Source organism: Mesorhizobium sp. M6A.T.Cr.TU.014.01.1.1 (assembly GCF_004022765.1).
Lineage (GTDB): Bacteria > Pseudomonadota > Alphaproteobacteria > Rhizobiales > Rhizobiaceae > Mesorhizobium > Mesorhizobium mediterraneum.
On record NZ_RZPG01000016.1, the window covers coordinates 96,174 to 122,588 of the forward strand.

Sequence of the window (26,415 nt, forward strand, 5' to 3'; positions counted from 1 at the left end):
GTCTTGCCGGAAGCCTCCGGTCACCAGCAAAGCCCCTCCCCGAACGTTCAGCAAAGGTCATCCGATGAACCATTCACAAGCCACGACACGCAACCACGTAACCGTATCCCTGCGGACGTCTGTCACGCGAGCGCGTACGTCCCTGGCTGCGCTCTTGGCTGCCGTCGGCCTGCTGTTGCCGGGCCCCGCTTCCGCGCAGCAGGCCGACGGAGAGCGGCTGTTCCGGCAGCGCTGCGGCACCTGCCACAGCCTCGAGCCCGGCCAGAACAGAGCCGGCCCGCATCTGTCGGGCGTCATCACCCGCAAGGCGGGCAGTGTCGAGGGCGCCCGCTATTCGGCCGCGCTGCGGGAGGCGGGCATCGTTTGGGAACGCGGTACCCTTGATGCCTTCCTCGCGGCGCCACGCCTTATGGTTCCGGGCACATCGATGACAGTGGGCGTTCCCAACGCCGCCCAGCGCGCCGCGATAATCGGCTACCTGGAAGGTGCGGTCGCGCAATAGCGTCCGCTGATGAAGCCAAAGTTGCGTGCGCAGCCCTGTTCAATCGACCCGGCCAGAGTATCCGCGAAGCTGCGAGTACCGGCCGATCTGCTCAGAGGTGAGCAACTCGGCCATATCGAGATGATAGCGCAGGTGCGCTGCTCGTAGCGCGCCTTGCCCGTCGGCGATGGTTTTTGTCATTTCAACGAGGTGCGCCGACGTTATCTTTCGTTCGGAAAACAAGCGGTCCAGTTCGGTTTCTTCCTCGATGATTCGTCTTCCGAGCGGGATGGTTTCTGCCTTCATCTGATCCAGCAGGGCCTTGGTCCGCGAGGCCTGTTCGTCGCTGAGATCAAGAGCATCACGGAGATCGAGGACATGTGACGGACCCGGATAGGAATTGAGTTCGGCCGCCAATGCCAGACCCATCCCTCGCCCCGCCATAAGGTCGGAAATCTGCTCGTCCGAGAGCGCTTTCACGCGGCGCGTCTCCATCCCGAAATAAGACGAAGTGGCTGGATCCTTTCCTTCAGCGGCCTTGTGATGGTTGATGCTGCCATGCTGCTGCGCCAGTCCGTGAGGGGCGGCAAGAAAAGTCAGCATGAGAGACAGCGCGGCAATGGGGATGCGGTTCATCGAATGATCTTTAGCGTTTCATGTTTGCGACGTTTGACACAGCCGCGGGAACTGAAACATGATTGCGATCATGTCGGAACTCCTCTTCGAGCGATTCCTCGAACTCGCGGAACGAGAGCAATCTCTCCCTGCCGGCAGCGTCCTGTTTCGTATGGACGACCCGGTGCTGTCGCTCTTCCTGGTCACCGCGGGAGAACTGCGCCTTGTTCGTGCACTTCCCGACGGGTTCCAGCTGACGTTGCAGCGTGCCGGCTCGGCTTCGATCCTGGCTGAGGCTTCGCTGTTTGCGGATCGATATCATTGCGACGCCTTGGCAACCGAGGAATCGACAGTGCGCGCCGTGCCGATCACCAAGGCCAAGGCGGCGCTCGAAAGCGATCGCGCGCTGGCCTCCTCACTGCTGCGACACTTGGCAGGCGAGGTCCACCAGACGCGAACGCGAACCGAGATACTATCCCTGAAATCCGTCGCAGCGAGAGTCAGCGCCTGGATGGCATGCAACGGCGGCGTCTTGCCGCCCAAGGGACGCTGGCATCATGTTGCGTCGGAGATCGCCGTTACGCCGGAGGCGTTTTATCGGGAGCTTGCCCGCCGGCGATGATGTGCCTCCGGCATGATGCATTCCCACATGCCGCCCAGAAAAGATCACCAGGCGCTCACATTTTCGTCAGGTGATGTCGTCTGAACGATCGCCCTCGGCGGCGATCCGCTTCTCGACCATGGCCCGCAAAGCATCATTAATACGGTCCTGCCAACCGGGTCCGTCCCCCTGGAAATAATCCAGGACAGCTCGATCAATCCTGATTGAAACAAGCTCTCTGACACTTGGAGCAGCTGCGGCTTCGCGAACCGGTGGGGCCGGCTTCTTGACTGGCTTGAAGGCGGCTTCGGCGGCAGCCATTGGATTTGTCGGTCGGCGCGGAGGATTTGCCATTGATGGTCCTGACTGGAGGTAACGGATGGGAGGAGACATGCAACGCAACGCGCATCGGAATGCCTCGACCCACTGCCCGGAACAGTAATTAGAATATTGACGCGAGAGGTGATAGTCTCGCTCTGGATCCTCGGGAGGAGGAAATGCGCGCCATTGCATTGTTTGCCGGCGTGTTGGTGGCTACGCCCTCGATGGCGGCGGAGCAACTGGTCTTTTACACCGCCAGTTTTCCAGATGCCACCTCGGTCCAGCTCAGCGTCATGGACAACAGTGTCTCGCCATATGGGGATTATGACTTTGACGTCGCTATTGGCCTCGTCGAGACGGACGCGAACGGCGTCATCAGGTACGAAGATACCGGCAGGCATCATGCACGCGTTCGCTGTAGTTATCCGGCATATGTGAGCGTAGGTGTGCGAAAATATCCCATAGAGATGTCTCTGAACCGCTCCGCACATGATGACTGGAAAGAAAATCTCTGGAGGATTTTCTGCGCGGCCCCTTCATCCTGACTTCCGTACTCATGGCATTTTCGACAGCACAGCGCCGCGGGTTGATTTTTCAACCCGCGGTGCCTGTCCCGGATTACTTGATGCCGGTGACCGTGATGCATCCGTTGACGCGGTCGGCTGTGAACTCGATCGCCTGACCGGTTTTGACTTTGTCGAGCAGGCCCTGCTCCGCAACAACGAACACCATCGTCATCGCCGTCAGCTTCTTCTGTTTGGCGTCGACCTTGATGACTTCGCCCTTCACATATTCCTGCGCCAGTGCGCTCCCGCCTGGTTGAACGCGCTCTTTCCCTTTGAAGCCGCATTGGATAGCCCATGCATCGGCGTAAGAGAAACTGAGACAGCCGTTCAACATCTTCAAAACTGATCTTCCCGATTTCGGATTCAGCCGCGGCTACGCATGAGAATCACAAAAATGTAAATCCGAGGGAAGGTGCCCGTGAATTCGACCCGGTAGTCTGTGGTTGCTGAGCGTTCGAACGCTCGCTTTCGACAAAAGGACTGAGCCATGAAACACACCATCGGATATGCATTGATAGTCTTCGCGGCAATGACCACGGCCAGTGTCGCCAACAGCGGCACAAACGCAACAAGCCCCCGCATCGACGGGGTCTTGCACGGCCATGGATCGACGGGCGAAACCACGAAATCGGCATCCAAGCCCGACGTATCTTCCCAAGTGCTCGACAATGGCGATATCGAGAATTCCAGTTCCGCCTACAATAGGGTCGAAGCTGTGAGCCCCTCATCGTGGCAGGTCGGGAGCCCCCGCCAGCGCGCCAGCTGGGCGGGCCGGTAGCCGGCCCAACACCGCAGCTCCGCATCCTCCCAGCGGAGCCAGTGCAGGACAAACCAGCCGGCAATGCGCCGGCTGGTTTGTCCTTTCGACTGCTTCCTCAACCAAGCCTGTACAGCACAGCACACCGCACCAAGGAAACCGACTCTCCACCACCCCCTCGGGGATGGTCGTCGCCTACACAAGCAACGCCTCATGATGCTGCTCTCACCCGCAATGCTGTCATCAGTCGTGATGTGGTCGCAGCGTCACCGAGGGAAGGGTAGTGTTTGATTTGAGCATAGACGCGCAAGGTGGCGAGCTCGGTCCGTGAGCGTGCATCTGTCTTGCGAACGGCCCGCTTATGACAACTGTCCCAACGACGTCGGAGCTGAGGTTTTCGCCGGCGATATCGTATCAGACATAGCCGCTGATGCGCAGGCAGGTCCGTACCCAGCATATAGAAAGTCAGTGCCGTAGGCGCGCATCCGCCGGCGTACGCCGGACCTGGCGACCAATACCGCCGGCTATACCACGCTACCCGGAACGGGCGATTTCCCTTCGTGGCGGGTATGCGAACTCTGGTCTGATCGAACCACTATTGAATATTTGTAGTTTCGTCACAGGCGATATGAACCATCCGTTCACGTGACTAACCTCAAACGCTTTCATAGTTTACGCGGGAACTCTGTTTCCACGATTAAGCCGGGCCTGTTGTCGCCCAGGGAAATTGTCGCGCCGTGCATATCCGATATGGCCTTGACCAGACTTAGGCCGAGCCCTGTCCCTTCGGTGGTCCTGTTCTTTTCCAGGCGATAGAAGCGCTTGAACACTTTCAGCTGCTCCGCCGCCGGGATGCCCGGTCCGTTGTCGCTGACGACGATTGCGCAGCGATTCGCCTGCGTCGTGACACCGATCGCAATCCGGGCTCCTCGTTGTGTATGGCGCATTGCATTGACGATAAGATTTACGCACATCTGCTTCAGCAGATCGGCATCGCCCCATATGAATGAGGCCGTGTTTCGGCTGTCACTGGACAGAACCAGCGAACGCTCGGCGTCCTCGACGATGTGGCTATAGATATCGTAGATTTCGGCGACCAACTCCGAAACGTTCACCTGCGCAAATCGCGAACGGCGTGCGCCGGACTCGATTTGCGAGATGCGCAGCAAGCCCTCGAACGTGCCGGCTATATGCGAAACTTCGCCCATAGCTTTTTCGATGAGCGATCTGATGGCCGTTTGGTCTTTGCTTTCGGAAGCGGCCTCAAGCGTTAGAAACAGCCGACCGATCGGCGTCTTGAGATCGTGCGCGATGTCCGTCGTTACCTGCGTCATCGCCGCGACGTTGGCCTGTAGCTGTGCAAGCGCGACATTTATCTCAGCTGCCAGTATGTCGATGTCATCGCCGCGCAAGGAGAGTGGCAGGCGGGTAGCGAGTTCGCCAGCGCCGACGGCCTTCATAGCGCGCGACAGTCCAGCAATACGCCGCCGTGTGCGGAAGGCCAACACCGCGCCCGCGCCGAGCCCTCCCGCAAGTACGATCGCCGTTCCCCAGCCGAAGCTGACAAGCGCGATGCCGCGCAAGCGATCGGTGTCGTCATAGCTTACGCCGACGGTTAGGTCGTAGCCGTCCAGGTTCTTCCGGTAGAGCCGGTAGTTGTTGAGCGCCGCCTCGTGGCTTGTCGGTGCGCGCGTAGAAAATCCCGGCGGGACGTCGGAAATATCAATGTTGCCAGCCAGGAAGTCGCCGTCGGAATCCTTCAGTGTGTAAAGCGTCTCCTGTCCCCTGATTGCCGGGCCATGGCTTCGGATCATGGCGGCAGCACCATCGACACCGTTCGCGTCATAGGCGAAAGAAATCTCCCGGAACCGCTCCGTCACATTGGAATCCAGCCGCTCGTAAAGATAGGCGGCGACCATGTTGTAAGCGACGAAATTGGCTCCAAGGAACGAAAGCAGAAACAGGGAGATGTAGAAGGCGGCAAGGCGGATCGACGTACTTCTCGCGATACTAGCGTTGGCCATGAATGGTGTAGCCGGTATTGCGTGTGTTACGCAGGAGCGGAACATCAAATGGTTTGTCGATCTTCGCCCGCAGTCGGCTAATATGGGTTTCCACCACGGTGCTTTGTGGGTCGAAGTTGAAGTTCCAGATCCGCTCAAGGAGCATGGTCTTCGTCAGTATGCGGCCCTCGTTACGCATCAGGAGTTCAAGCAGCGCGAACTCCCGAGGGAGCAATTCGATCGTCGTTCCGCCGCGGGTGGCGAGGCGGCTGAAGAGATCCAGTTCCAGATCAGCCACCTTCAGCTTTGCCTTTTCGGCGGTGATCGGAGGGCGCCTTTGCAGAGCATTGACCCGAGCCAGGAGTTCGGAGAATGCAAAAGGCTTGATCAAGTAATCGTCCGCACCTGCCTCCAATCCCTCAACTCGATCGTTGACACCGCCCACTGCCGTCAGGAAAATCACTGGCACCTTTCCGCCGGCGCCTCGAAGACCCCGCACGAGAGACAAGCCATCGAGGCCAGGCAGCATCCGATCCACAATGGCGACGTCATAGGGTTCGCGCAGTCCGACAAGCAAAGCATCGCGCCCGTCTGTCAGGACATCGACCACATGGCCGGAAGAGCTCAGTCCATTTTCGATGTAACGGCTGATTTGTTCGTCGTCTTCGACTAAGAGAATTTTCATAATGCTAATCTCTCATCTGGCTTGGTGCGCCAAGCGTTGATGACCTTTTGGCCAGTTTGCTTCTGCCCGCGATGGCGTCCGAAGCGATGTCTCAGTGAGGTTTTGACGGCGGGTTTTTCGGCCTGGTGCCCTTAGTCGGCGACGCGGCCTTTCCACCGGCCAGGTACTGGGTCTGACGTCTCAACATCCGTGCACTGGATCGACAACACGGTCCCAGGCGGAAAGCGCCTTGGAACTCATCACCTTGCAAACTGTCGCGCCGGATCGCTTGCGAAAACCTCCGGCGCCGCGGATTTTTCAACCCGCGGCACCAGTCCCGGATCACTTGATGCCGGTGACCGTGATGCGTCCGTTGACGCGGTCGGCTGTGAACTCGATCGCCTGACCGGTTTTGACCTTCTCGAGCAGGCCCTGCTCGGCGACGACGAACACCATCGTCATCGCAGGCATGTCGAGATTGGTCAGCGGCTCGTGCTTGATCGTCAGCTTCTTCTGTTTGGCGTCGACCTTGATGACTTCGCCCTTCACGTATTCCTGCGCAAGCGCGCTCCCGCCGATGGCGAGCACGAGCGCGAGTGCCGAGAGAGTCTTTACCAATAGTGTCATGATTAGCTTCCTTTGCGGTTTAGCAGTCAGTTGGCGACGGTGATGTCGCCCTTCATGCCGGAATCGTAGTGGCCCGGGACCAGGCAGGCGAAGCCGAATTCGCCGGCATTGGCGAACGTCCAGATGATCTCGCCTCTGGCGCCGGGCGCCAGCCGGATCGCGTTGGGATCGGCGTGCTCCATCTCGGGGAATTTCTCCATCAGCGCCTTGTGCTCCATAATTCCGTCGTGGACGTCCATGACGAACTCGTGATCGATTTGGCCCTTGTTGATGAATTTCAGGCGAACGGTCTCGCCCTTCTTCACCTTGAGGACGGCCGGTTGGAACAACATTTTTCCGTCGTCCTTCTCCGACATCGAGATGTTGATGGTCCGTTTTGCCTTGCTAGCCTCGCCAGGGCTGCCGATCGGCATTGTGGCGGCTTTGTCGCCATGGCCTCCGGCATGGGTTCCACCGGCAAGAGCTGCTCCCGAACTGACCGCCATCAAAACGGCCGCTGCGATTATACGTTTCATGCTGCACTTTCTCTCATTGTTGAGGTTGAGGGGTTTCGGTTTCTCATCCCTGTTTGCCGTGACCGCCGTGCGCTGCCGGGGCCATCGTTTTTGCGTCGCCTGATTTCGTCGGAGCGGGGACATCCCCCTTCCACTCGTAAGCCACGGTTCCCTCCGGATGCTGGTACCATCCCGGATCGGCGTAATCGTTCGAGGCCAGACCCTCGCGAACCTTCACAACTGAGAACATGCCGCCCATCTCGATGGCGCCGAATTGGCCCCAGCCGGTCATCATCGGAATCGTGTTGTCGGGAAGTGGCATCTCCATCTCGCCCATGTCGGCCATGCCGCGGTCACCCATGGCCATGTATTCTGGCTGGACCCGGCGGATCTTGTCGGTGACTTTCGAGTTGTCGACGCCGATGAACGTGGGCACGTCGTGGCCCATGGCGTTCATTGTGTGGTGCGACTTATGGCAATGGATTGCCCAGTCGCCCTCGTATTTGGCTTCGAACTCATATGCCCGCATGGCGCCGACGGGAATGTCGATCGACACCTCCGGCCACCGCGCCTCCGGCCGGACCCAGCCGCCATCGGTGCAGGTCACCTCGAAGTCGTAACCATGCATGTGGATCGGATGATTGGTCATGGTCAGGTTGCCCACGCGAACCCTGACCCGGTCGTTTTTCGCCACAGGAAGATGACTGATCCCCGGAAAGACGCGGCTATTCCAACCCCAGAGATTGAAATCCGTCATCTCCATGATGCGCGGGACGTACGACCCCGGTTCGATATCGAAGGCGTTCAGCAGGAACACGAAATCGCGGTCCACGCGCATGAATTTCGGGTCTTTGGGATGAATGACGAAGAAGCCCATCATGCCCATCGCCATCTGGACCATTTCGTCGGCGTGCGGGTGGTACATGAATGTGCCGCTCTTCACGAGGTCGAACTCGTAGACGAAGGTCTTGCCGGGCGGGATCCCGGGCTGGGTAAGACCGGTCACGCCGTCCATGCCGTTGGGCAGGATCATGCCGTGCCAATGGATCGTCGTATGCTCCGGCAGCTTGTTTGTTACGAAGATGCGGACTCGGTCGCCCTCAACCGCCTCTATGGTCGGGCCGGGAGATTGACCGTTGTAGCCCCAGAGATAGGCAGTCATGCCGGGCGACATCTCGCGCTCGACCGGCTCGGCCACGAGGTGGAACTCCTTCACGCCGCTGTTCATGCGATGCGGAAGGGTCCAGCCGTTGAGCGTCACGACCGGCTGGTAGTCCGGTCCGCTCGTCGGGAAGATCGGAGGCTGCATATCAGGGGACTCCATGATTGGTGCGTCGGGCAGCCCCATCGCGGACGTTTTGGTCCATGCAGTGGCGCCGGCGAGCAGGGCTCCCGCGCCTAACAACTGACGTCTTGAAAGCATTTTTCTTCTCCTTGAATTCAGTGGCCTTCGGCGCCTGCTTCGGCCGCGGCCGGTGCGTCGCCGCCCCCGGACGCGCTCGCGCCGCCGCCGTGGATGGCGGTTCCGAGATTGACATCGGCCAGCCAGAAATTGCGCTTGGCGTTGAGGGAAAGCATGATCGAGCTGATTTTCGCGCGTGTGTCCGCCAGCAGCTCGAACGTGTTGGTGATCATGCCGTTGTAGGTGAGGACCGACTCCGCCTCGATCTTTGTTCGCAGCGGCACAACATTGTTCCGATAGTGCCGGGCAATGTCGTAGGTCGAACGGTAGGCGTCATAGGCGGATCTCGCCTCCGACCGGATGTTGACCGCCTTTTCCGCGAACCGGTTTGCGGCTTGCATGTAGGCAAGCTCGGCCTTGCGCATGCGTGCCTTGCCGGTATCGAAAATCGGAATGACGAGCTCGAGCTCGAGAGTGGGTGAGACACTCGTCTCCGTTCCGCCCTCCTCCGACTCCTCGCGTTCCACCTCGACGCCGGAAAGTAGTTCCAGGTCGCTGACGTAGCGCGTCGCCTCGGTCAGACCGTAGGATTTCGCCAGCGCCTCCAGCTCAAGTTTCGCGATCTCGAGATCGACGCGATTTTTTAGCGCCTCAGCCTCGATCGCGCGTTTGGCCTTGGCCCCTTTGGGCAGGGCTGGAAGCATGTTGGGGACCGAGTAATCGACGTCCGGTCCCCATAGACCCATCAGCCGGGTGAGCTCTTCCTTGGCAGTCCGGGCAGCGAGCCGCGCTTCCGCCGCCTGACCGGTGATCTCGGCATAAAAGACGTGTTCGCGGGCTTGGCCGGTCTTTGTGAAGGCACCCGTCTCTCCAAGTTTTTGAGCGAGTTCGGAGGCAGAGTCGGCGGCGGCTTGCGCCTTGTTCAGATAGGAAACGCTCTCCCAGGCCGAGACAGCATTGATCCAGGCCCGCCGCGTGTCCGCGGCCAATCGTAGCGTTTCTTCGGCGGCGCGGAGCTGGGCCTGACGGAAACGTGCGTCCGCGACTGCGACGCGCCGCTTGTGGGTCGCCAGCGCAAGGATGTTGCTGATCACCGCTCCTTCAATCGTCCGCATGGGATCGACACCGATCATGCCGACAGAGATCGTCGGATTGACGAGCATCGTCTCCTGCCACATGTCGGCCGCCGACAAGCCGATCTCGGCGTAGGCGGCCTGCAGGCCCTTGTTGTTGAGCAAGGCGACCTGCACCGCGGTGTCCGGGCCGATTGTCTTCTTCTGGACGAGGCGCTTCACGCGCTCTGAAGCCGTCCGCGCTTCCTCGCTGGATTGCACCCATACGGTTTTCTTGCCGGTCACGGATTCGGCACGCGCCGCAACTGTCGTGAAGCCGGCCATCGGGGCCGAGATGCCATCAAGGACCCCGCTGGTCGTGCATCCGGCTGCGATCTGCGGAATGGTCACCACTGCAGCTATGGTCAGGAACCGGCGCGTCATGATCCGGCTCCCGGGTTCACGGGAGAACGTTCTTGATTGAGACGCCGCCAATTCCGCGGATCGACTGGCTCCCGGTGGCGATAGTCGACGACGACCGGGTGGTAGTGCACATCACGGACGCCCATTGCGGGATCGGCCGGATTGAAGGCGGGAAGGATGTCCGGCGGCGTGGTTGCCGCACATCCGGTAACTAACAGCGATGCGAGCATCGCGGAGCTTGCGATTTTCATTGTAGACCTGAAACATGACGTATGCGTTTGGCCGCGCGGGAACGGATTCCCGACGCTGCGCGCGAACGCCCCGAAAGGGCGAGTCAGTTCAGATGTTTGGGGGGCCTTATGAGCGCTGTGTATTCGCCAAGCGGCAAAGTGACGGCAACGACGGGCGCAAAGCAGCGGGAGACAACATGCTCCAAGTCAGGGCAGTCGACCGGCACGGCATTTGCCGGCGCGCAATGGGCTTCACAGCTCTTGTCGGCGGATTGCTTGGCGCCGTGATGATGCTCCGATGTGTCCGCGTCGTCCGCCGTGGCGCCGTGATCGCCCATATCGTGTGCGGCTGTCTCGGCCTGGAGATGCACCCCGGCGTGAAAACCCGTAGCATTGGCTGTGGCGAACAGACCAGGCTGAAGAGCCGACATGACCAGGAACAAAACCGCCAGCATTGCTCGGAGCGGTGCGTTTCCTAGGATCGTGAATCGACCAAGAGTCCTCATCAACCCCTTCCGACAATTGTTCGGCTGATTTGTCAAGGCCGCCCTCGACCAGTTTGCTGCAGTGCAACCAAAAGTGAAGGTTGTTGTAAGGACGGTATTGCTCGAAGCCGCCATGTGCCACCACATTTTTCATACATTTTTGTATGGCCTGTTTATGGCCCGCGCAAAAAGCAGCGCTGCGATGTCCGCGATTCCGGTTTTACATCAGGTTCAGCACCGCCCCGGCGACGACCAGATAACGCGAAACCTTCGCGAGGGCGACGATTGCGACAAAGCTCCATAGCGGCTCGCGCAAGACCCCAGCGACCACGGTCAGCGGGTCGCCGATGATCGGCATCCAGCTTAACAGGAGCGACCATCTACCGTAACGGCGATACCAGTTCGTTGCGCGGTTGAGCATCGCAGGACGCAGCGGAAACCATGGCCTGTCCCGGAAGCGTTCGATCCCTCGACCAAGCCCCCAGTTCACCGCCGAGCCCAGGACGTTGCCTATGCTGGCGACACCAACCAGCACTGCGGGCGAGAAGGAACCCGTGGCGAGGAGCCCTGCAAGGGCGGCCTCCGACTGCGCCGGAAGGATGGTCGCCGCGGCGAAGGCAACAGCAAATAGGCCGCCGTATACGGCAAACACATCCATCTATGTTTTCGCTTTGCGGAAGGGCTTCAGGATTGCACATCGATCACGACCATCAGTCCGCCACCGCCCTTCTCTTCGACATTGTTGTTGGTCGTATGGTGCCCGATATGGCAGTGGATCAGCCATTTTCCGGGCCGACGGGCCTGCCAGACGACATCGTAGCGTTGCCCTGGTCCGACGTTGACTGTGTCGGCAAGGAAACGCGCCGACTCCGGGATCGTCTCGCCGTCGCGGGCGACAACTTCGAATGGACCGCCGTGGATGTGCATCGGGTGGATAAACCCATTGTTGGTGCCGATGAAGCGCACTTTCAGAGTTTCGCCGACCTTCATCCTGATCGTGTCCGTCGAAGGATAGGCGCGGCCGTTGATGGTGAAGTAATTCGGCTGCCCGCCGTCCATCGGCATCGACGGAAAGGTCAGGCCCTCCCGCATCAGCCATTCCTGAAGCTGAATAACATAGTCGTGGTCTGCCGCAATCTCGACCTGGGGATTGGCAGGATCGATGATGAGCGCGCCGTAGAGTCCGAGCGCCTGCTGGCGATCGACATGGTCATGCGAGTGATAGAAGTAGGTCCCTGATTGGCCCGCCGTGAATTCATATCGGTAGCTGCCGCCGGGCGGGATGGGCTCCTGCGTGATCTCGGCCGGGCCATCCATTTCGTTCGGCAGGATCAATCCATGCCAGTGCAGGGTCGTGCTCTCCGGCAGGCGGTTCGTGACGTTGATGCGCACGCGGTCGCCTTGCCGGATATGCAGCCGCGGGCCCGGAACCTGACCGTTGATCGCATAGGCATCGACTTTCACGTCAGGCAGGATCGCCCAGCGGATGACCGACGTTTCAAGGTCGAACACCTTCACCCCGTTCTCCATCCTGGCTTGCAGTTCCCGGTCGCCGCGTACCTCCAGGCCATGACTGGCCGTGACCAGGCGAGGATGCACGGCGGCCATGTCGAGCATCGCTGCAGCCGGCGTGTCGCGGTCCATAACCATACCCGGCGGCATGATAGCGCCGCCGACGTCTCGCGCGCTGAGGGTGAGGTTCACCCAATTGGCCGGAGCGATCATGCCGAGCGCCAGCGCAAGCACGGACACGCCGCCAAAGGCCGCGAGTTGCGGTACAGTTGCATCCGGTTCCATCCCGTGACCGCCATGCGGACTACGCGACCCGCCTCCCCCATTGCCATGGGCTGAGCCGTGGCCGGATCGAGATCCTTGCCGATGGACCCTGTGCCCAGCTTCATGCTGATGCGGCTGCATGCCGACGCCGTGGCCAAAGACCATCTCGCCTCCATGCCACCCCGTGAATGCCAACAGCGCGACGACCGCAGCGGACATTGAGAGACCCCAAGGCAGCACGGCATCGGCCTCACCCACTGAATTTCGCAACCACAGGCTGGTTGCTCCTATCGCTAGAACCGCGACGTTTCCGACGAGATGATAGCGTGCGTGGTAGAGCGCGCGAATCTCGGCGTTTGCCAAAAAGTCGGCCAGACCGGCGGCAGCGGCGACGGCGCCGGTCACGACGCCCCCGGCAATCAGCCATGTGGCTGCGCTCGCCGTCGCCGGCGAAGCCGTAAGCCAATAGGCGATGTCGGTAAGCAGTGCCGCTATGAAAAATCCGATCGGAAGCGGCACAAGCATAGGATGAAGCGGATGACGGCCGATCCTCGCAAAGGCAGTGATGCCCGCCTCCCCATGCGTCGATCCGTGGCCGGATCCATAATGACCAACCCCGGGATTGCCGCCTGCGCCGCCATGTCCAGGGTTGGCGTGTTCGTCGACGCGCGCGTGAGCGCTGTGGCTTGGGCGGTCTCCCGTCGGTTCAGGCTTGCGCTTTTCCTCGTCATGACGGTGCCCCGCTACCCCGACTTCCGCGCCGCCATGCGTGTGCTCGCGCCTGCCTTCCCTCGCCTTGTCGAATTCCGGCTCGCGTTCGGTCATCAGCCCGTGCTTCAGGCCACGAACCACCATCCACACGTTGGCAGGATATGCAGTGATGAATCCAACGATCACGCCGAACGACATCACGCCCCAGAACAGGAACTCGGTCGGTTCCATGGCCCGCATGTCGCTGCCCATCATCAGAAAACTCATGACCGGAGCCATGCCCGCCATCATGAAATTCATGCTGATGAATTCCGGCATGAAGCTCTTGCGGACGTTCTCCCAATAGGTGCCGCCCATCATCGATTTCATGAACAGCGACTGAAAGATGAACAGGCCGAACGCGAATCCGGCAACGTACTCGACGATGAGGTCGATCCACATCGGCAGCCCGAGAGCGGCGGTGATTGCTGCCGCGAGGATGATGCCGGTGGCGTCTCCGGCGACGCAGTGGATCGTCGAGCCGACGCCTTGCTTCCAGAGCGGCTTGGTGAACGCCTCGTGTTCGCCCGGCCGAGGCTCCTTGTCGGCCAGCACGTAAATCAGCAACCCCAGCGGCCCCATATAGAGCGTGACCAGGATGAAGCCCCATTTCATTACCACGGGCTCGGGATTGTTGCGGAACTGATCCCACGCCACGCAAGCCGTGCTGAGGGCCGCTAGAACGAACCAGACTGCAAGAAAGTAGTCGACGGGCTGTACGAACACTGCAGAACTCCTGTCGGTTTTCTCTCCACTGACCTTAGAGCGACGGACTGTTTCGTCCGCCCCCTTGAACGCGCCGCGTCGCAGGCCCTTCCCCTAGAAACTCCCGGAGATGGTGCTGGCGGCGAAACCATTCGATAAGCCTTCCAGTTGCTGGAAGGTCAAGAGTTGCCGTCCAGCCATGGCCGATCCGTCGTTTCCAAGAAAGTCACGGAGAATGAGTTCCATGGGCGTTCTCTGCTGCTTGACTCTCCGCTTTTTTCGCGGCACCTTCGATTAATAGGTCAGACCAATTTACCGATCCGGGACCAGCCCGATGATTCTGTTGAAGTAGAACTGGGTGAGAATGCCGATCCAGGCCGTTGAACCGCGTCGACTTTACCGACAGATCGCCGATCAGCTCAGGCAGCTGATCGACGCGGGCGAGTTCGTAGTCGGCGATCGCCTGCCGACTGAGCGCGAACTGGCCGATCAGCTTGGCATCTCCCGCCCGACCGTCCGTGAAGCGCTGATCGCGCTCGAGGTCGAGGGGCGTATACGCATTCGCGTCGGCTCCGGCATCTACGTCACCGACCGGCCGCGTGCCGAGGTTTTGACTGCAGAGATGGATGAAGGCCCGTTCGAGCTGTTGCGGGCACGCGAGTTCATCGAAGGGGCGATCGCCGCCGAAGCCGCCCTCCATGTTCGGCCGATCGACATCGAACATATGGACGACGTGCTGCGCCGGATGGAGGACATACCTCACCCGACCAAGACGACGATCGCGCTCGACCGCGAGTTCCATACGATGGTGGCGGGCATTCTCGGAAACGCCGTCCTGGTGCGCTGCATCGGCGAGCTTTTCGACCAGCGCATGAACCCATATTTCGAACGCCTGTCGAGTTATTTCGAGAACAGGGATTCCTGGCGGGCCGCCGCGGAGGAGCATCGCGCGGTGCGGGACGCGATCGCGGCGCGCGAGCCCGAACGGGCGAAGGCCGCCATGCAGGAACATCTGCGTCAGTCGCAACTGAGATTCTCACGCAATTTCGGTGAGAAATCCGTGGCCGGGGAGGTCGCGGAATAGAGCATCGGACCCAAAAGCAGGAATCGGTTTTGGGAAATCCGATGCTCAACTAAAATATCTAGCAGTCGGCCGGGGGGAGATCCGGTCGGAGCAGTCAAATCCAACCTCAGGGAGGAACACAATGCTGAGAAAATACGCAGTTCTACTCGGTGCGATCGCAGCGATCGCTATGCCTTTGGCTTCGGCCTCGGCGCAGACAGCTCTGAAATGGGCCCACGTGTATGAGACGTCGGAGCCCTTCCATACCGAGTCCGTGTGGGCAGCGGAGGAGATTAAGAAGCGCACTCAGGGCCGCTACACCGTCGACGTCTATCCGGCCTCGCAGCTCGGCAAGGAAGCAGACATAAACCAGGGCCTGACGCTCGGCACGGTCGATATCATCATCTCCGGGTCGAGCTTCGCGGCGCGCGAATATCCGCCGATCGGCGTCACCTATTTCCCCTACATCTTCCGCGACGCCGACCATCTGCTGAAATACACCAAAAGCGACGTCTACAAGGCGTTGACCAAGGGCTACGAGGAAAAGTCCGGCCATCACATAACGGCCACCACCTATTATGGCACCCGGCAGACCACCTCAAACCGGCCGATCGCCAAATGCGCCGACATGCAAGGTCTGAAGATGCGCGTCCCCGACGTGCCGGCCTATCTCGCCATGCCGCGTGCCTGCGGCGCCAACACCGCGCCGATCGCTTTCGCCGAGGTGTATCTGGCCCTGCAGAACGGCACAGTCGAGGCTCAGGAGAACCCGCTGACCACCATCGAGGCGAAGAAATTCTACGAGGTGCAGAAGCACATCGTGCTCACCGGACACATCGTCGATCACCTCAACACGATCGTATCGCAGTCGCGCTGGGCCTCGCTTTCCGACGAGGACAAGCAGATCTTCACGGAGGTGATGCAGGAGGCGGCCGCCCGTGCCACGGCAAAGATCGTCGCGCGCGAAAAGGAACTGGTGCAGGTGTTCAAGGATCGCGGCATCACCGTGACCGACATCGACCGTGCCGATTTTGAGAAGAATGTGCTTGAGAAGGTCACGTTCGAGGAGTTCGGCTACAACAAGGCCGATTGGGAAGCGATCCGCGCGATCAAGTAGAGTATCGGGAAAATCAGGTGCTCAGACAAGGGGATAGAGCGGCAACCGGATTCGCCGCTTTAACCTGCCCGCCCGTCCGGCCCCACGTTGCGCCGGACGGCCTTTCCAACCCTTGACGACTCACCAGCTTCGGGAGCCCGCGCCAATGGCCGAGGAACACCATGCCGAGATCACTGTCGAAGAGATCGCCCACGCTTTCGAGGAGGTGCCGGTACACATTGACCTGTCGGACCACGGCATCGAGGACTGGATCACGCTCGCCGTGTTCTGGGGCATGGTCGTCTGTGTCTTCCTGCAGTTCTTCACCCGCTATGCGCTGAACAACAGCCTTGCCTGGACCGAGGAGATCGCCATCAACGCGCTGGTCGTCGTCGTTTTTCTCGGCGCCGCCATGTGCGTGCGCGTCTCGCGTCACATCCATGTCGATGTACTCTACCATTACCTGCCGGAGCGTGTCGGCCGCTGGCTGGCACTCGCTGTCGACGTCATTCGTGTCGTCTTCTTCGCCTACGGAACCTGGCTGATGTGGCGCTACGTCTCGATCGTGGCGCACGAACGCATGGTCACCGTCAACCTGCCGCGCCGCTGGTTCTTCTACGCCGTCCTGGCAGGCTTCGCGCTGATGTTCGTGCGCTCGATCCAGGTCTTTGTCGGCAACTACAGGCGCGGCTATTCGGTTCTTGAGCGCCCGGGTGCGTTCGAAACGGCGGGAGACTGAGCGATGCTGCTTTTGGTCGGAGGCTTTCTTGTCCTAATGCTGATTGGCGTGCCGGTAGCCGTGTCGATGGCGACTGCCTCGGTGCTCTACCTCGTGCTCTATGGCGTCGCGCCCGACATCATTGCGGCCCAGCGCATGATTGCCGGGGTGGAGAGCTTTCCGCTGCTCGCCGTTCCCTTCTTCATCCTTGCCGGCAATCTCATGAATATTGCGGGCGTCACCGGGCGCATCTACGCCTTCGCCCTTGCCCTGGTCGGCTGGATGAAGGGCGGCCTGGCGCAGGTCAACATCATCGGATCGGTGATCTTTTCTGGCATGTCGGGCACCGCGCTCGCCGACGCCGCCGGCATCGGCACGATCGAGATCAAGGCGATGAAGGATCACGGCTATCCGATCGAGGCGGCCGTCGGGGTCACCGCAGCATCGGCCACGCTCGGGCCGATCTTCCCGCCGTCGCTGCCCTTCGTCATCTACGGCATGATGGCGAATGTCTCGATCGGCGCGCTGTTCATGGCCGGCATCTTGCCCGGTGTGGTGATGACCGTGCTGATGATGGTGACGGTCGCCATCTTCGCTTACAGGCGCGGCTGGGGCTCCGACACGTCGTTCGAGCTTGGACGGCTCGCCGAAGCTGCCGGCGAGGTGCTGGTGGTGGCTGCCTTCCCGCTCGCCTGCTATCTGCTGGTGCAGCTTGGCCTGTCCATCAATGTCGCGGTCGGAATCGCGCTGCTGGTGCTGATTGCGGCCGACTGGTATTTCAATTTCTCCGCGGTCATGGCGCTGATGACGCCGGTAATCCTGATCGGCGGCATGACGATGGGCTGGTTCACGCCGACCGAGGCGGCGATGGCCGCCGTGATCTGGTCGCTTTTCCTCGGGTTGGTGCGCTACCGCACGATGACGCTGCGCACGCTGGCCAAGGCCAGCTTCGACACGATCGAGACGACGGCCTCCGTGCTCTTCATCGTCACGGCCGCCTCGATATTCGCCTGGCTGCTCACCGTCAGCCAAGCGGCACAGCTGTTCTCAACCTTCATCTTCGCGCTGACCGACAACAAGTGGGTCTTCCTCATCCTGGTGAACGTCCTGATGTTGGTGGTCGGGTGCTTCCTCGATACGATCGCGGCGATCACCATTCTTGTGCCCATCCTGTTGCCGGTGGCCGCCGTGTACGGCATCAACCCGGTGCATTTCGGTCTGATCATGACGCTTAATCTGATGATTGGTCTCCTCCATCCGCCGCTCGGCATGGTGCTGTTCGTCCTCTCGCGGGTCGCCAAGCTGTCGGTCGAGCGCACGACCATGGCAATTCTGCCCTGGCTCGTTCCGTTGATCGTTGCGCTGATCCTGATCACCTTCATCCCCGCCATCACGCTGTGGCTACCGACGCAAATGGGACTGATCCGATGATCGATAGCGCAGTCGCTGCGACGCTGTTCGGCCCTGAGGATCTGCGGGTCGTCGAGCACCCGCTCGGCCCCCTCGCACCGGGAATGCTGCGCGTGCGCTTCGGCGCAGGCGGCATCTGCGGTTCCGATCTGCACTATTTCCGCCATGCGCGGACCGGCGATTTTGTCGTCACATCGCCGCTCGTGCTCGGCCACGAGGTCGCCGGAGAGATCGTGGAAATCAACGCGGACGCGTCAGGACTTGCCGTCGGCGATCGCGTGGCGGTCAACCCGTCGCGCTGGTGCGGACAATGCGCGCGATGCGCGGAGGGCCGCGCCAATCTCTGCGAAAACATCTATTTCATGGGCTCGGCGTCGAAAACGCCGCACATGCAGGGCGGTTTTGCCAGCGTGTTCGACGCCACACCCGCGCAATGCATCAAGGTCCCGCCTGATGTCGCCTACCAGGCGGCGGCACTCGCCGAACCGCTCGCCGTCAGTCTGCACGCAGTGGCGCGGGCCGGCGACATCGCCGGCCGCAACGTCATCCTGTTCGGCGCCGGCCCCATCGGGCTTCTGACCATGCTCGCCGCCAGGCTCAAGGGGTGTGACGATCTCACCGTCGTCGACATAGCAGAGGCGCCGCTTGCCTTCGCCAGCAAACTTGGAGCAAACAGGACGATCGACCTGTCTGGCGGCGACGAGGAACTCAAGGCGCTCGCGGCCGACAAGGCGATCGATGTCGCGTTCGAGATCTCAGGCACCGCAGCGGGCCTCGCGGCGGCGATCGCCAGCGTCCGGCGCGGCGGCACGGTCGTTCAGGTCGGCAATCTTCCGGGTGGTCAGATCCCGGTGGCGGCCAATGCGCTGATGGCCAAGGAAATCGACCTGAAGGGCACGTTCCGCTTCGGCGCAGAATTCAACCAGGCGGTCGATCTCATCGTCGGCGGCGACATAGACGTCCTGAAGCTGGTGACCGCGGAACGCCCCCTTTCCTCGGCACGCGACGCGTTTCGCCTGGCCGCCGACCGCTCGCAGAGCGTCAAGGTTGTCCTGACCGCCGACTGAGGTTTTTCCCGGCGCCTGCCGCCAGCTGTTGTCAACCGTTCCAGACTTAGCCAGTCGCCCCGCCTTCCTCCGCCTGCTTGCGGGCTCGCGCAAACTGCAGAGCCGCAACGCCGGCGGTCGCAGCAAGCGCCAGGCCGATTGGAATGAGGCTCGACGGCTGGTCGGCCTTTCTGAGCACCGCCACCACGTCATATCCGACATCCAGCCCGATGCGCTTGGCGTAGGATCCGAAATCGACATTGCTGATCATCAGCGCGTCGCCCGCTTGCGTGATGGTAAGACCGATGCCGCGCAGCCGCTCCAGCGGCTCGCCCGGCTCGCCGAGCGGCACGTTGACGGTCTTGCGTACATCTTCGCCCATGAGGTCGACACCCTCGACGACGAAATTGATGCGGCCGTCGGCCGGCGCCTGCCCGACCGCTGACAGGAATTCGCTCGCCGGCAATTCCTCATAAGGCGGCGACACCTGGTTGAGCCACCAGTCCGGCCGAAACAGCGTGAAGCAGATGAGAAGCAGGGCCGCACTTTCCCACAACCGGCTTTTCGTCACGAACCAGTTCATCGTCGCGGCCGAAAACAGCAATATTGCAATCAGCGACACGGTGGCGACCCATATCGTCTGGGGCCAGGTGTCGACTCCGATCAGCAGGATCGCCGGATTGAAGATGAAGACGAACGGCAGGATCGCGGTACGCAACGAGTAGAGCGCGCCCTGGAAACCGGTGGCGATCGGATCTTCCTTGGAAATCGCCGCCGCCGCGAAGGCCGCCAGCCCGACGGGTGGGGTGATATCGGCCATGATGCCGAAGTAAAAGACGAAGAGGTGGACAGCGATCAGCGGGATTGGCAATCCGGCCTGCGCGCCGAGATCGACCACGACCGGCGCCATCAGCGTCGCGACCAGGATGTAGTTTGCGGTGGTCGGAATACCCATGCCGAGCACAAGACTGATCGCGGCGATGAGGATCAGCATCAGGATGACGTTGCCGCCGGAGATTAACTCGACGAGCTCCGTCATCATCAGGCCGAGACCGGTCAGCGTGATCGTGCCGACGACGATGCCGGCGGTGGCCGTGGCGATACCGATGCCGATCATGTTGCGGGCGCCGAGCGCCAGCCCGTCGATCAGGTCGTCCCAGGCAGCACGCACTGAGGCGGCGAGGTTTTCGTTACGGAATACCGCCATCAGCGGCTTACGCGTCACGACGATGCCGAGGATCGAGACCGTTGCCCAGAACGCCGAGAGGCCAGGTGACATCTGCTCGACCATCAGGCACCACAGAAGCACGGCGATCGGGATGAGGAAATCGAGCCCGGTCCGCGTGACGTCCCAGGCGCGCGGCAGTTCCAGGATTGGCGCGTTCGGATCGTCGAGTGCGAGGTCCGGATAGCGAGAGGAATACCAGACGGAGGCGACGTAGAGAGCCACGCCGGCGACTGCGAGCACCGGCGGCGCGGTCCCACCGAAGACAGCCTGGATAGCGACGATGCCATAATAGACGATACAGACGGCGAGAATGCTGCCCGACAGTCCCAGCCCCATCCGCAGCATTCGTTCTCTTGCCGGCGTCGGACGCTGCGGGATCGTCTTCAGGACCATCTTTATCGCTTCGAGGTGAACCATGTAGAGCAGTGCTATGTAGGAAAAAACCGCCGGCAACAGCGCGTGCTTGACGATCTCCGAATAGGGAATGCCAACATATTCGACCATCAGGAAGGCGGCCGCGCCCATGACCGGCGGCATGATCTGGCCGTTGATCGAGGCCGCGGCCTCGATGGCGCCCGCCTTAACCCCGGAAAGGCCGGTGCGCTTCATCAGCGGGATGGTGAAGATGCCGCCTGAAACCACATTGGAGACGGACGAGCCGGACACGACGCCGTTGAGAGCCGACGAGACCACGGCGACTTTTGCCGGGCCGCCGCGCAGATGGCCGAGCAGCGCGATGGAGATCTGCATCATCCAGTTGCCGGCGCCTGCCTTTTCCAGAAGCGTACCGAACAGGACGAAGAGAAAGACGAAGCTCGTCGACACGCCAAGTGCGATCCCGAAGACGCCTTCGGTGGTCAGCCATTGATGGTTTAGAAACTTGTTGAGTGATGCGCCGCGATGCTGGATCACGTCCGGCATGTACTGGCCGGCAAAGGTGTAGAAGATGAAGACACACGCCACGACCACCATCGGAAGGCCGAGCGCGCGGCGCGTCGCCTCGAGGAGCAACAGGATGCCTACGGTGCCGGTGACGAGATCGAGCGTGGTCGGCTGGCCCGGCCGTCCGGAAAGCTGGACGTAAAAGAGAAAGAGGTAGGCGCCGGCAAATCCGCCGACCACGGCCAGCACCCAGTCCAGTAGCGGCACACGATCGCGGGGCGAGGATCTCAGCGCCGGATAGGCGAGGAACGTCAAAAACAGCGCGAAGCCGAGATGGATGGCACGCGCTTCCGTGTCATTGAGGATGCCGAAGCCGAACACGAACGGCAAAGGCGAAGCGTACCAGAGCTGGAAAAGCGACCAGGCGACTGCAACCCAGAGCAGGATTCGAGCGACTATTCCGCCCGGATGCCGGCCACCCGTATCGGCCTCCGCGACAAGTTGTTCGAGCTCTTCGAGATCGTCGCCGGCCGGTTGTTCCTTCACTTCGCTCATGACGCCTCCTGTTGCGGATGGCCCCGGCGGGTCCGCTGAACCCGCCGGACTGTCGTCAGGTCACGAAACCTACTTCAACCAGCCCTTTTCCTTGAAGTATTTTTCAGCGCCCGGATGCAGCGGCGCGGAATTCCCCTCCGACACCATCTTGGCCGGATCGAGATTGGCGAAGGCCGGATGCAGCGACTTGAACTCGTCGAAATTCTCGAACACTGCCCTGGTCAATTGATAGACGCTCTCGTCGGGAACCTTGGCCGAAGTGACCAGCGTGGCGAGCACACCGAAAGTCCCGGTATCGTCGGGATTGTTTGCGTATAGACCGCCCGGAATGATCGCCTTGGCATAGTAAGGGTTCTCGGCGACGAGCTTGTCCACGACTTCTCCGGTCAGCGGCACCAGCTTGGCAGCGCAGGTGGTCGTCGGATCCTGGATGTTAGCCGAAGGATGGCCGACGCCGTAGAAGAACCCGTCGATCTTGCCGTCGCAGAGCGCCGGGCCGTGCTCGTCAGCCTTCAACTCCGATGCGAGCGAAAAGTCGGCCAACGTCCAGCCCATCGCACCGAGCAGACGTTCCATGGAAGAGCGCGTTCCGGAACCGGGATTGCCGACGTTGAAGCGTTTACCCTTGAAGTCCTCGAATTTCGTCACGCCGGCCTTCGGATGCGCCAGGACCGTGAACGGCTCCGGGTGGATCGAGAAAACCGCGCGCAGGTCGGTATGGGCACCACCGTCCTTGAATGATTCCTGGCCTTTGAAAGCGTTGTACTGGACGTCGGACTGCGCCATGCCGAAGTCGAGTTCGCCCTCCTTGATCGTGTTCACGTTGAATGCCGATCCGCCGGTCGATTCGACCGAGCAGCGAATGCCGTGCGTCTTGCGATCTTTGTTGAGCAGGCGGCAGATAGCACCGCCGGCGGCATAGTAGACGCCGGTGACGCCACCGGTCCCGATGGTAACGAAATTCTGCTGCGCCATTGCGCTGGCCGAAAACAGCAGCGCGGCCGACAAGGCGGCGATCTGCGCTCCGAGGCGTGCAGTCCGGGCATGTTTCATCTGGTTCTCCCTTGGTACTTTGCGTGCCGTCGCGGCCGTCCGGTGTGTTAGTGTCAAGGCACGTCGATGCATGCTACGATTGTTGCGCTTTATCAATCAAGGGAAATGCTTGTTACAATGAATACGCGGGAGATGGGTTTCGACGCGCTTCTGGCGCGCATACTATCCGAACTCCCCGAACTGAGCTCAGAACTGCGCAAGGCGGCGCGATTCCTGGTCGATCATCCCGACGAGGTGGCGCTGGTTTCCATGCGGGTGCTGGCCTCGCGATCAGAGGTGACACCGACGACCTTCGTGCGACTGGCGCGGCGGCTAGGCTTTGGCGACTGGGCGGCGCTGCGTAAGCCGTTCGAGGATCGGCTGCGCTCCGGCAAGGCGCCTTTCGCGGCAAGGGCCGATGCGCTTGTCAAGCGCGGGTCGGAGGCGATCTTCGCGGAATCGCTGAGGACGACGGTGGCCAATCTGGCCGCGGCCGAATCGTTCAACGGCAGCGAAGAAATCGCAAGGGCTTGCGTGATACTGGAGAATGCGCAGCACATACGCGTCGCCGGGTTCCGAAGCTGCCGTGCGCCTGCCCACGCGCTCGTCTATCTCTGCCGGATGTTTCGGCGCGAGATCACGCTGCTCGGCGGCGACGGCGGTGCGATCGAGGCGGAACTTGCAGCGCTCGGAAAGAGGGACGCGGTCGTCGCGATCGGCTTTTTGCCTTATTCGCGTGAACTCGGGCCGGTGGTGGAGGCTGCACAACGACACAGCGTCCCGATTGTCGCGATCGCCGACAGCATGGCTGCTCCGATCGCACGGCATGCCGAAGTTACCTTGCGTTTCTCTACCGACAGCCCTTCCTTCTTCCCGTCGGTAACCGCAGCTATGGCAATCGTGGAAGCGCTGGCCGCAACGATGCTGGCGCGCAGCGGAACGGCCGCCGCGGCTCGTGTCAGGGAGACGGAACTGGAGTTACAGGCGTTCGGGGCCTATCTGCCGGAATGAGGAGCGCTGGCGCTATGCCACCGCGGCGTCTATCGCGTCGCCGAGCCGTTCGACAACCGCGTCGATCGCTGAGGCGTCTATGATGAAGGGCGGCGCAAGCAGCACATGATCGCCGCGCACGCCGTCGATCGTGCCTCCCGCGGGATAGACGAGCAGGCCGCGCGCCATCGCCTCGCGCTTGACGCGAGCATTTAATTTGCGGTTCGGATCGAACGGCTCCTTCGACGAACGGTCTTCGACCAGCTCAAGCCCCATGAAGAGGCCACGGCCGCGGATGTCGCCGACGTGGGCGTGGTTGGAAAAGCGCTCGCCGAGGCGCCGGGCGAGATCGGCGCCCATCGCCTTGACGTTATCGAGCAACCTGTCCCGCTCGATGACTTCCTGGACGGCAAGCGCTGCCGCGCACGCCATCGGGTGGCACATATAGGTGTGGCCGTGCTGGAAGAAGCCGGAGCCTTCGGCGAAAGCCTCGAAGATGCGGCGCGCAAGCAGCACCGCACCAATGGGCTGGTAGCCTCCGCCGAGGCCTTTGGCGACTGTCATCAGGTCGGGCGCAACGCCATCTTGTTCGCAGGCGTGCAGCGTGCCGGTGCGGCCCATGCCGCACATCACCTCGTCGAGGATGAGGAGCACTCCGTAGCGGTCACAGATTTCGCGGATGCGTCTGAAATAGCCGGGAACGGCGGGCACCGCCCCTGCTGTCGCGCCAACGACAGGTTCTGCCACGAAGGCCATGACAGTGTCCGGACCGAGTTCGAGAATTTTGTCCTCTAGCGCCTGGGCAGCACGTAGGCCGTAGGCCTCCTCGCTCTCACCGGCTTTCTGGTAGCGGTAGGCATAGCATGGGTCGATATGATGCGTGTCGATCAGCAACGGGCGGAATTGGGCGCGGCGCCACTCATTGCCCCCGGCAGCGAGGGCGCCAAGCGTGTTGCCGTGATAGCTCTGACGGCGGGCGATGACGTTTCGCCGCTCGGGCCTGCCAGTCTCGACGAAAAACTGCCGTGCCATCTTGAGCGACGCCTCCACCGCCTCGGAGCCGCCAGACACGAAATAAACGTGGCTTATGCCTTGCGGCGCGCCGGCGACGAGTTTGTCGGCCAATGCCTCGGCCGGCTCATTGGTGAAGAAGCTGGTATGGGCATAAGCGAGCTTGTCGGCCTGTGCGTGAAGCGCAGCCGTCACGTCGGGATGGCCGTGGCCGAGGCAGGAAACCGCCGCGCCGCCCGACGCGTCGATATAGGCGCGGCCATCGCGGTCCAAGAGTTCGATACCCTTGCCGCCAGCCGCGACGGGCAGGGTCGCATGGATCTGGCGATGCAGGATGTGTGTCATGCTTTCCTCGATTGACGGTGGCGCGATTTGGAGCGAACTATCATGCAACATATGTTACAGAGCGTGCAATGGTGAAACAATTGGACTGCATCTATGACTGTCGATAGGGACATGACCGGCCCCGGACTCGTAGCGCCCACTGCGATCGCCGTTGCGCCGAATGGTGGACGGCGTGGCAAGGGAGACCACCCTGCCCTGCCGATCGGCCCCCGGGAATTGGCTCGGACCGCCGCCGCCTGCCTCGAGGCGGGCGCCGCCATGATCCATGCCCATGTCCGCGATCGCGACGGCGGCCATTTGCTCGACGCGCACGCCTATCGCGAGACGACGAAAGCGGTACGTGATGCGGTGGGCGAGCGGTTGATCATCCAGATCACCAGCGAAGCGGTCGGCCAATACCAACCGGCCGAGCAGATGGCGGTGGTGCGCGCTACCCGCCCCGAGGCGGTTTCGCTGGCGCTGCGCGAGCTGGTGCCAGACGCCGCCCATGAGACCGCTTTCGCCGAGTTCCTGTGGTGGTTGAAGGGCGAGCGGATCGCCCCTCAGATGATCCTCTACGCGCCGGAAGAGGCGTCGGCCCTAGACGCCATGCAACAACGGGGGCTGGTGCCTTTCGACGACATTCCGGTGCTCTATGTGCTCGGCCGCTACACGCCAGGACAGGTTTCGCGGCCGGCCGACCTGCTTCCCTTCCTTGCGCATGACCGTCCGCGCTTTGCGCACTGGATGGTCTGCGCCTTCGGTCGGGAAGAAACCGCCTGCGTTGCGGCCGGTGCGCTGCTGGGCGGCCATGTCCGCGTCGGCTTCGAGAACAATTTTTCTCTCGCCGACGGCACAACCGCCAGGGACAATGCTGCGCTCGTAACCGCAACCAAATGCGCCCTGACCGCTTGCGGCGTCAGGACCGCCCAAGCCAACGACCTGCGCGCCGCTTGGTCGATCCAGCGCTAGCTTTGCTCAGGTTTACGGTCTGCGCGCTTCGCAGACAGATTTTGAGGCGATTTGAAGAGCCGTTCTTGGAACGGCCGAGCAGCGGGCTCGTCGGTTCGTCACACTTGTCAAAAATCTCTTTGCTACGCTGCAACCG

Annotated in this window: 27 protein-coding genes; 11 read left to right on the top strand and 16 right to left on the bottom strand. The window is 61.5% G+C overall.

Annotation, left to right across the window (positions count from 1 at the left end):
• Nucleotides 1–64 precede the first annotated feature (64 nt).
• Nucleotides 65–502: a c-type cytochrome gene (locus tag EN885_RS19235; RefSeq protein WP_128242260.1), complete on the top strand. Its 438-nt coding sequence runs from the start codon at nt 65–67 to the stop codon at nt 500–502.
• A 39-nt stretch (nt 503–541) separates the two neighbouring features.
• Here EN885_RS19235 and EN885_RS19240 read toward each other — a convergent pair whose 3' ends face one another.
• Nucleotides 542–1,117, bottom strand: coding sequence for a periplasmic heavy metal sensor (locus EN885_RS19240; RefSeq protein WP_128242261.1), 576 nt, complete (start codon nt 1,115–1,117; stop codon nt 542–544).
• A gap of 70 nt (nt 1,118–1,187) precedes the next feature.
• Between EN885_RS19240 and EN885_RS19245 the strand changes: the two genes are divergently transcribed.
• Nucleotides 1,188–1,718, top strand: coding sequence for a Crp/Fnr family transcriptional regulator (locus EN885_RS19245; protein WP_164897875.1), 531 nt, complete (start codon nt 1,188–1,190; stop codon nt 1,716–1,718).
• A 66-nt stretch (nt 1,719–1,784) separates the two neighbouring features.
• Here the strand turns inward: EN885_RS19245 and EN885_RS19250 are convergent, their stop codons facing one another.
• Nucleotides 1,785–2,051 (bottom strand): BrnA antitoxin family protein, encoded by a 267-nt coding sequence (locus tag EN885_RS19250; RefSeq protein ID WP_128242263.1) that lies wholly within the window; start codon nt 2,049–2,051, stop codon nt 1,785–1,787.
• A 143-nt stretch (nt 2,052–2,194) separates the two neighbouring features.
• On the opposite strand from EN885_RS19250, the gene EN885_RS19255 reads away from it, so the two are divergent.
• Nucleotides 2,195–2,563, top strand: coding sequence for a hypothetical protein (locus EN885_RS19255; RefSeq protein WP_095485174.1), 369 nt, complete (start codon nt 2,195–2,197; stop codon nt 2,561–2,563).
• Nucleotides 2,564–2,636: 73 nt separating this feature from the next.
• Here EN885_RS19255 and EN885_RS19260 read toward each other — a convergent pair whose 3' ends face one another.
• Nucleotides 2,637–2,924, bottom strand: coding sequence for a copper-binding protein (locus tag EN885_RS19260; RefSeq protein WP_245329848.1), 288 nt, complete (start codon nt 2,922–2,924; stop codon nt 2,637–2,639).
• Between the two features lie 147 nt (nt 2,925–3,071).
• On the opposite strand from EN885_RS19260, the gene EN885_RS19265 reads away from it, so the two are divergent.
• A complete protein-coding gene (locus tag EN885_RS19265) occupies nt 3,072–3,362 on the top strand; it encodes a hypothetical protein (RefSeq protein ID WP_126106535.1) in 291 nt (96 codons plus the stop codon).
• Nucleotides 3,363–4,006: 644 nt separating this feature from the next.
• Here EN885_RS19265 and EN885_RS19270 read toward each other — a convergent pair.
• The 10 genes from EN885_RS19270 to EN885_RS34705 all read right to left on the bottom strand — a co-directional run bounded on the left by EN885_RS19270 (nt 4,007) and on the right by EN885_RS34705 (nt 14,198).
• Nucleotides 4,007–5,410 (bottom strand): HAMP domain-containing sensor histidine kinase, encoded by a 1,404-nt coding sequence (locus EN885_RS19270; protein ID WP_245493108.1) that lies wholly within the window; start codon nt 5,408–5,410, stop codon nt 4,007–4,009.
• Nucleotides 5,352–6,029 carry a response regulator transcription factor gene (locus EN885_RS19275; RefSeq protein ID WP_095485178.1) on the bottom strand — a complete coding sequence of 226 codons (678 nt, stop codon included), beginning with the start codon at nt 6,027–6,029 and terminating at the stop codon, nt 5,352–5,354. Before EN885_RS19275 ends, EN885_RS19270 begins: the two co-directional genes overlap by 59 nt.
• Nucleotides 6,030–6,350: 321 nt before the next feature.
• Nucleotides 6,351–6,635 carry a copper-binding protein gene (locus EN885_RS19280; RefSeq protein WP_164897876.1) on the bottom strand — a complete coding sequence of 95 codons (285 nt, stop codon included), beginning with the start codon at nt 6,633–6,635 and terminating at the stop codon, nt 6,351–6,353.
• A gap of 26 nt (nt 6,636–6,661) precedes the next feature.
• On the bottom strand, nt 6,662–7,150 hold the full coding sequence (locus tag EN885_RS19285) for a cupredoxin family protein (protein WP_127291764.1): 489 nt from the start codon (nt 7,148–7,150) through the stop codon (nt 6,662–6,664).
• Between the two features lie 43 nt (nt 7,151–7,193).
• Nucleotides 7,194–8,552 carry a copper oxidase gene (locus EN885_RS19290; RefSeq protein ID WP_095485181.1) on the bottom strand — a complete coding sequence of 453 codons (1,359 nt, stop codon included), beginning with the start codon at nt 8,550–8,552 and terminating at the stop codon, nt 7,194–7,196.
• Between the two features lie 17 nt (nt 8,553–8,569).
• Nucleotides 8,570–10,027, bottom strand: a complete 1,458-nt coding sequence (locus EN885_RS19295) for a TolC family protein (protein ID WP_128242264.1) — start codon at nt 10,025–10,027, stop codon at nt 8,570–8,572.
• A 313-nt stretch (nt 10,028–10,340) separates the two neighbouring features.
• Nucleotides 10,341–10,778, bottom strand: coding sequence for a hypothetical protein (locus tag EN885_RS19305; protein WP_128242265.1), 438 nt, complete (start codon nt 10,776–10,778; stop codon nt 10,341–10,343).
• A 163-nt stretch (nt 10,779–10,941) separates the two neighbouring features.
• Nucleotides 10,942–11,379 (bottom strand): YqaA family protein, encoded by a 438-nt coding sequence (locus tag EN885_RS19310; protein WP_095485185.1) that lies wholly within the window; start codon nt 11,377–11,379, stop codon nt 10,942–10,944.
• Nucleotides 11,380–11,405: 26 nt separating this feature from the next.
• The gene (locus EN885_RS19315) at nt 11,406–13,973 is read right to left on the bottom strand and encodes a DUF4396 domain-containing protein (RefSeq protein ID WP_128242266.1); all 2,568 of its coding nucleotides are present in this window, start codon (nt 13,971–13,973) and stop codon (nt 11,406–11,408) included.
• Nucleotides 13,974–14,066: 93 nt separating this feature from the next.
• Nucleotides 14,067–14,198, bottom strand: coding sequence for a hypothetical protein (locus EN885_RS34705; protein WP_280953364.1), 132 nt, complete (start codon nt 14,196–14,198; stop codon nt 14,067–14,069).
• Nucleotides 14,199–14,316: 118 nt separating this feature from the next.
• On the opposite strand from EN885_RS34705, the gene EN885_RS19320 reads away from it, so the two are divergent.
• The 5 genes from EN885_RS19320 to EN885_RS19340 all read left to right on the top strand — a co-directional run bounded on the left by EN885_RS19320 (nt 14,317) and on the right by EN885_RS19340 (nt 19,306).
• Nucleotides 14,317–15,036 carry a FadR/GntR family transcriptional regulator gene (locus EN885_RS19320; RefSeq protein ID WP_128242267.1) on the top strand — a complete coding sequence of 240 codons (720 nt, stop codon included), beginning with the start codon at nt 14,317–14,319 and terminating at the stop codon, nt 15,034–15,036.
• Between the two features lie 121 nt (nt 15,037–15,157).
• Nucleotides 15,158–16,132: a sialic acid TRAP transporter substrate-binding protein SiaP gene (locus tag EN885_RS19325; RefSeq protein ID WP_095485187.1), complete on the top strand. Its 975-nt coding sequence runs from the start codon at nt 15,158–15,160 to the stop codon at nt 16,130–16,132.
• 145 nt (nt 16,133–16,277) lie between these two features.
• A complete protein-coding gene (locus EN885_RS19330) occupies nt 16,278–16,850 on the top strand; it encodes a TRAP transporter small permease (RefSeq protein ID WP_095485188.1) in 573 nt (190 codons plus the stop codon).
• 3 nt (nt 16,851–16,853) lie between these two features.
• Nucleotides 16,854–18,260, top strand: a complete 1,407-nt coding sequence (locus tag EN885_RS19335; RefSeq protein ID WP_095485189.1) for a TRAP transporter large permease — start codon at nt 16,854–16,856, stop codon at nt 18,258–18,260.
• Complete coding sequence (locus EN885_RS19340) at nt 18,257–19,306, top strand: L-idonate 5-dehydrogenase (protein WP_128242268.1); 1,050 nt, start codon at nt 18,257–18,259, stop codon at nt 19,304–19,306. Before EN885_RS19335 ends, EN885_RS19340 begins: the two co-directional genes overlap by 4 nt.
• Before the next feature lie 46 nt (nt 19,307–19,352).
• On the opposite strand, the gene EN885_RS19345 is transcribed toward EN885_RS19340, so the two are convergent.
• Together EN885_RS19345 and EN885_RS19350 are read right to left on the bottom strand one after the other, a co-directional pair.
• Nucleotides 19,353–21,854, bottom strand: coding sequence for a TRAP transporter permease (locus EN885_RS19345; RefSeq protein ID WP_164897879.1), 2,502 nt, complete (start codon nt 21,852–21,854; stop codon nt 19,353–19,355).
• 165 nt (nt 21,855–22,019) lie between these two features.
• Nucleotides 22,020–23,003, bottom strand: a complete 984-nt coding sequence (locus EN885_RS19350; protein WP_128242270.1) for a TAXI family TRAP transporter solute-binding subunit — start codon at nt 23,001–23,003, stop codon at nt 22,020–22,022.
• 117 nt (nt 23,004–23,120) lie between these two features.
• Here EN885_RS19350 and EN885_RS19355 point away from each other — a divergent pair, with 117 nt between their 5' ends.
• Nucleotides 23,121–23,993 (top strand): MurR/RpiR family transcriptional regulator, encoded by an 873-nt coding sequence (locus EN885_RS19355; protein WP_164897877.1) that lies wholly within the window; start codon nt 23,121–23,123, stop codon nt 23,991–23,993.
• 12 nt (nt 23,994–24,005) lie between these two features.
• On the opposite strand, the gene EN885_RS19360 is transcribed toward EN885_RS19355, so the two are convergent.
• Complete coding sequence (locus EN885_RS19360) at nt 24,006–25,328, bottom strand: aspartate aminotransferase family protein (RefSeq protein ID WP_128242272.1); 1,323 nt, start codon at nt 25,326–25,328, stop codon at nt 24,006–24,008.
• A gap of 93 nt (nt 25,329–25,421) precedes the next feature.
• On the opposite strand from EN885_RS19360, the gene EN885_RS19365 reads away from it, so the two are divergent.
• Nucleotides 25,422–26,279 (top strand): 3-keto-5-aminohexanoate cleavage protein, encoded by an 858-nt coding sequence (locus EN885_RS19365; RefSeq protein WP_245493104.1) that lies wholly within the window; start codon nt 25,422–25,424, stop codon nt 26,277–26,279.
• Nucleotides 26,280–26,415 lie beyond the last annotated feature (136 nt).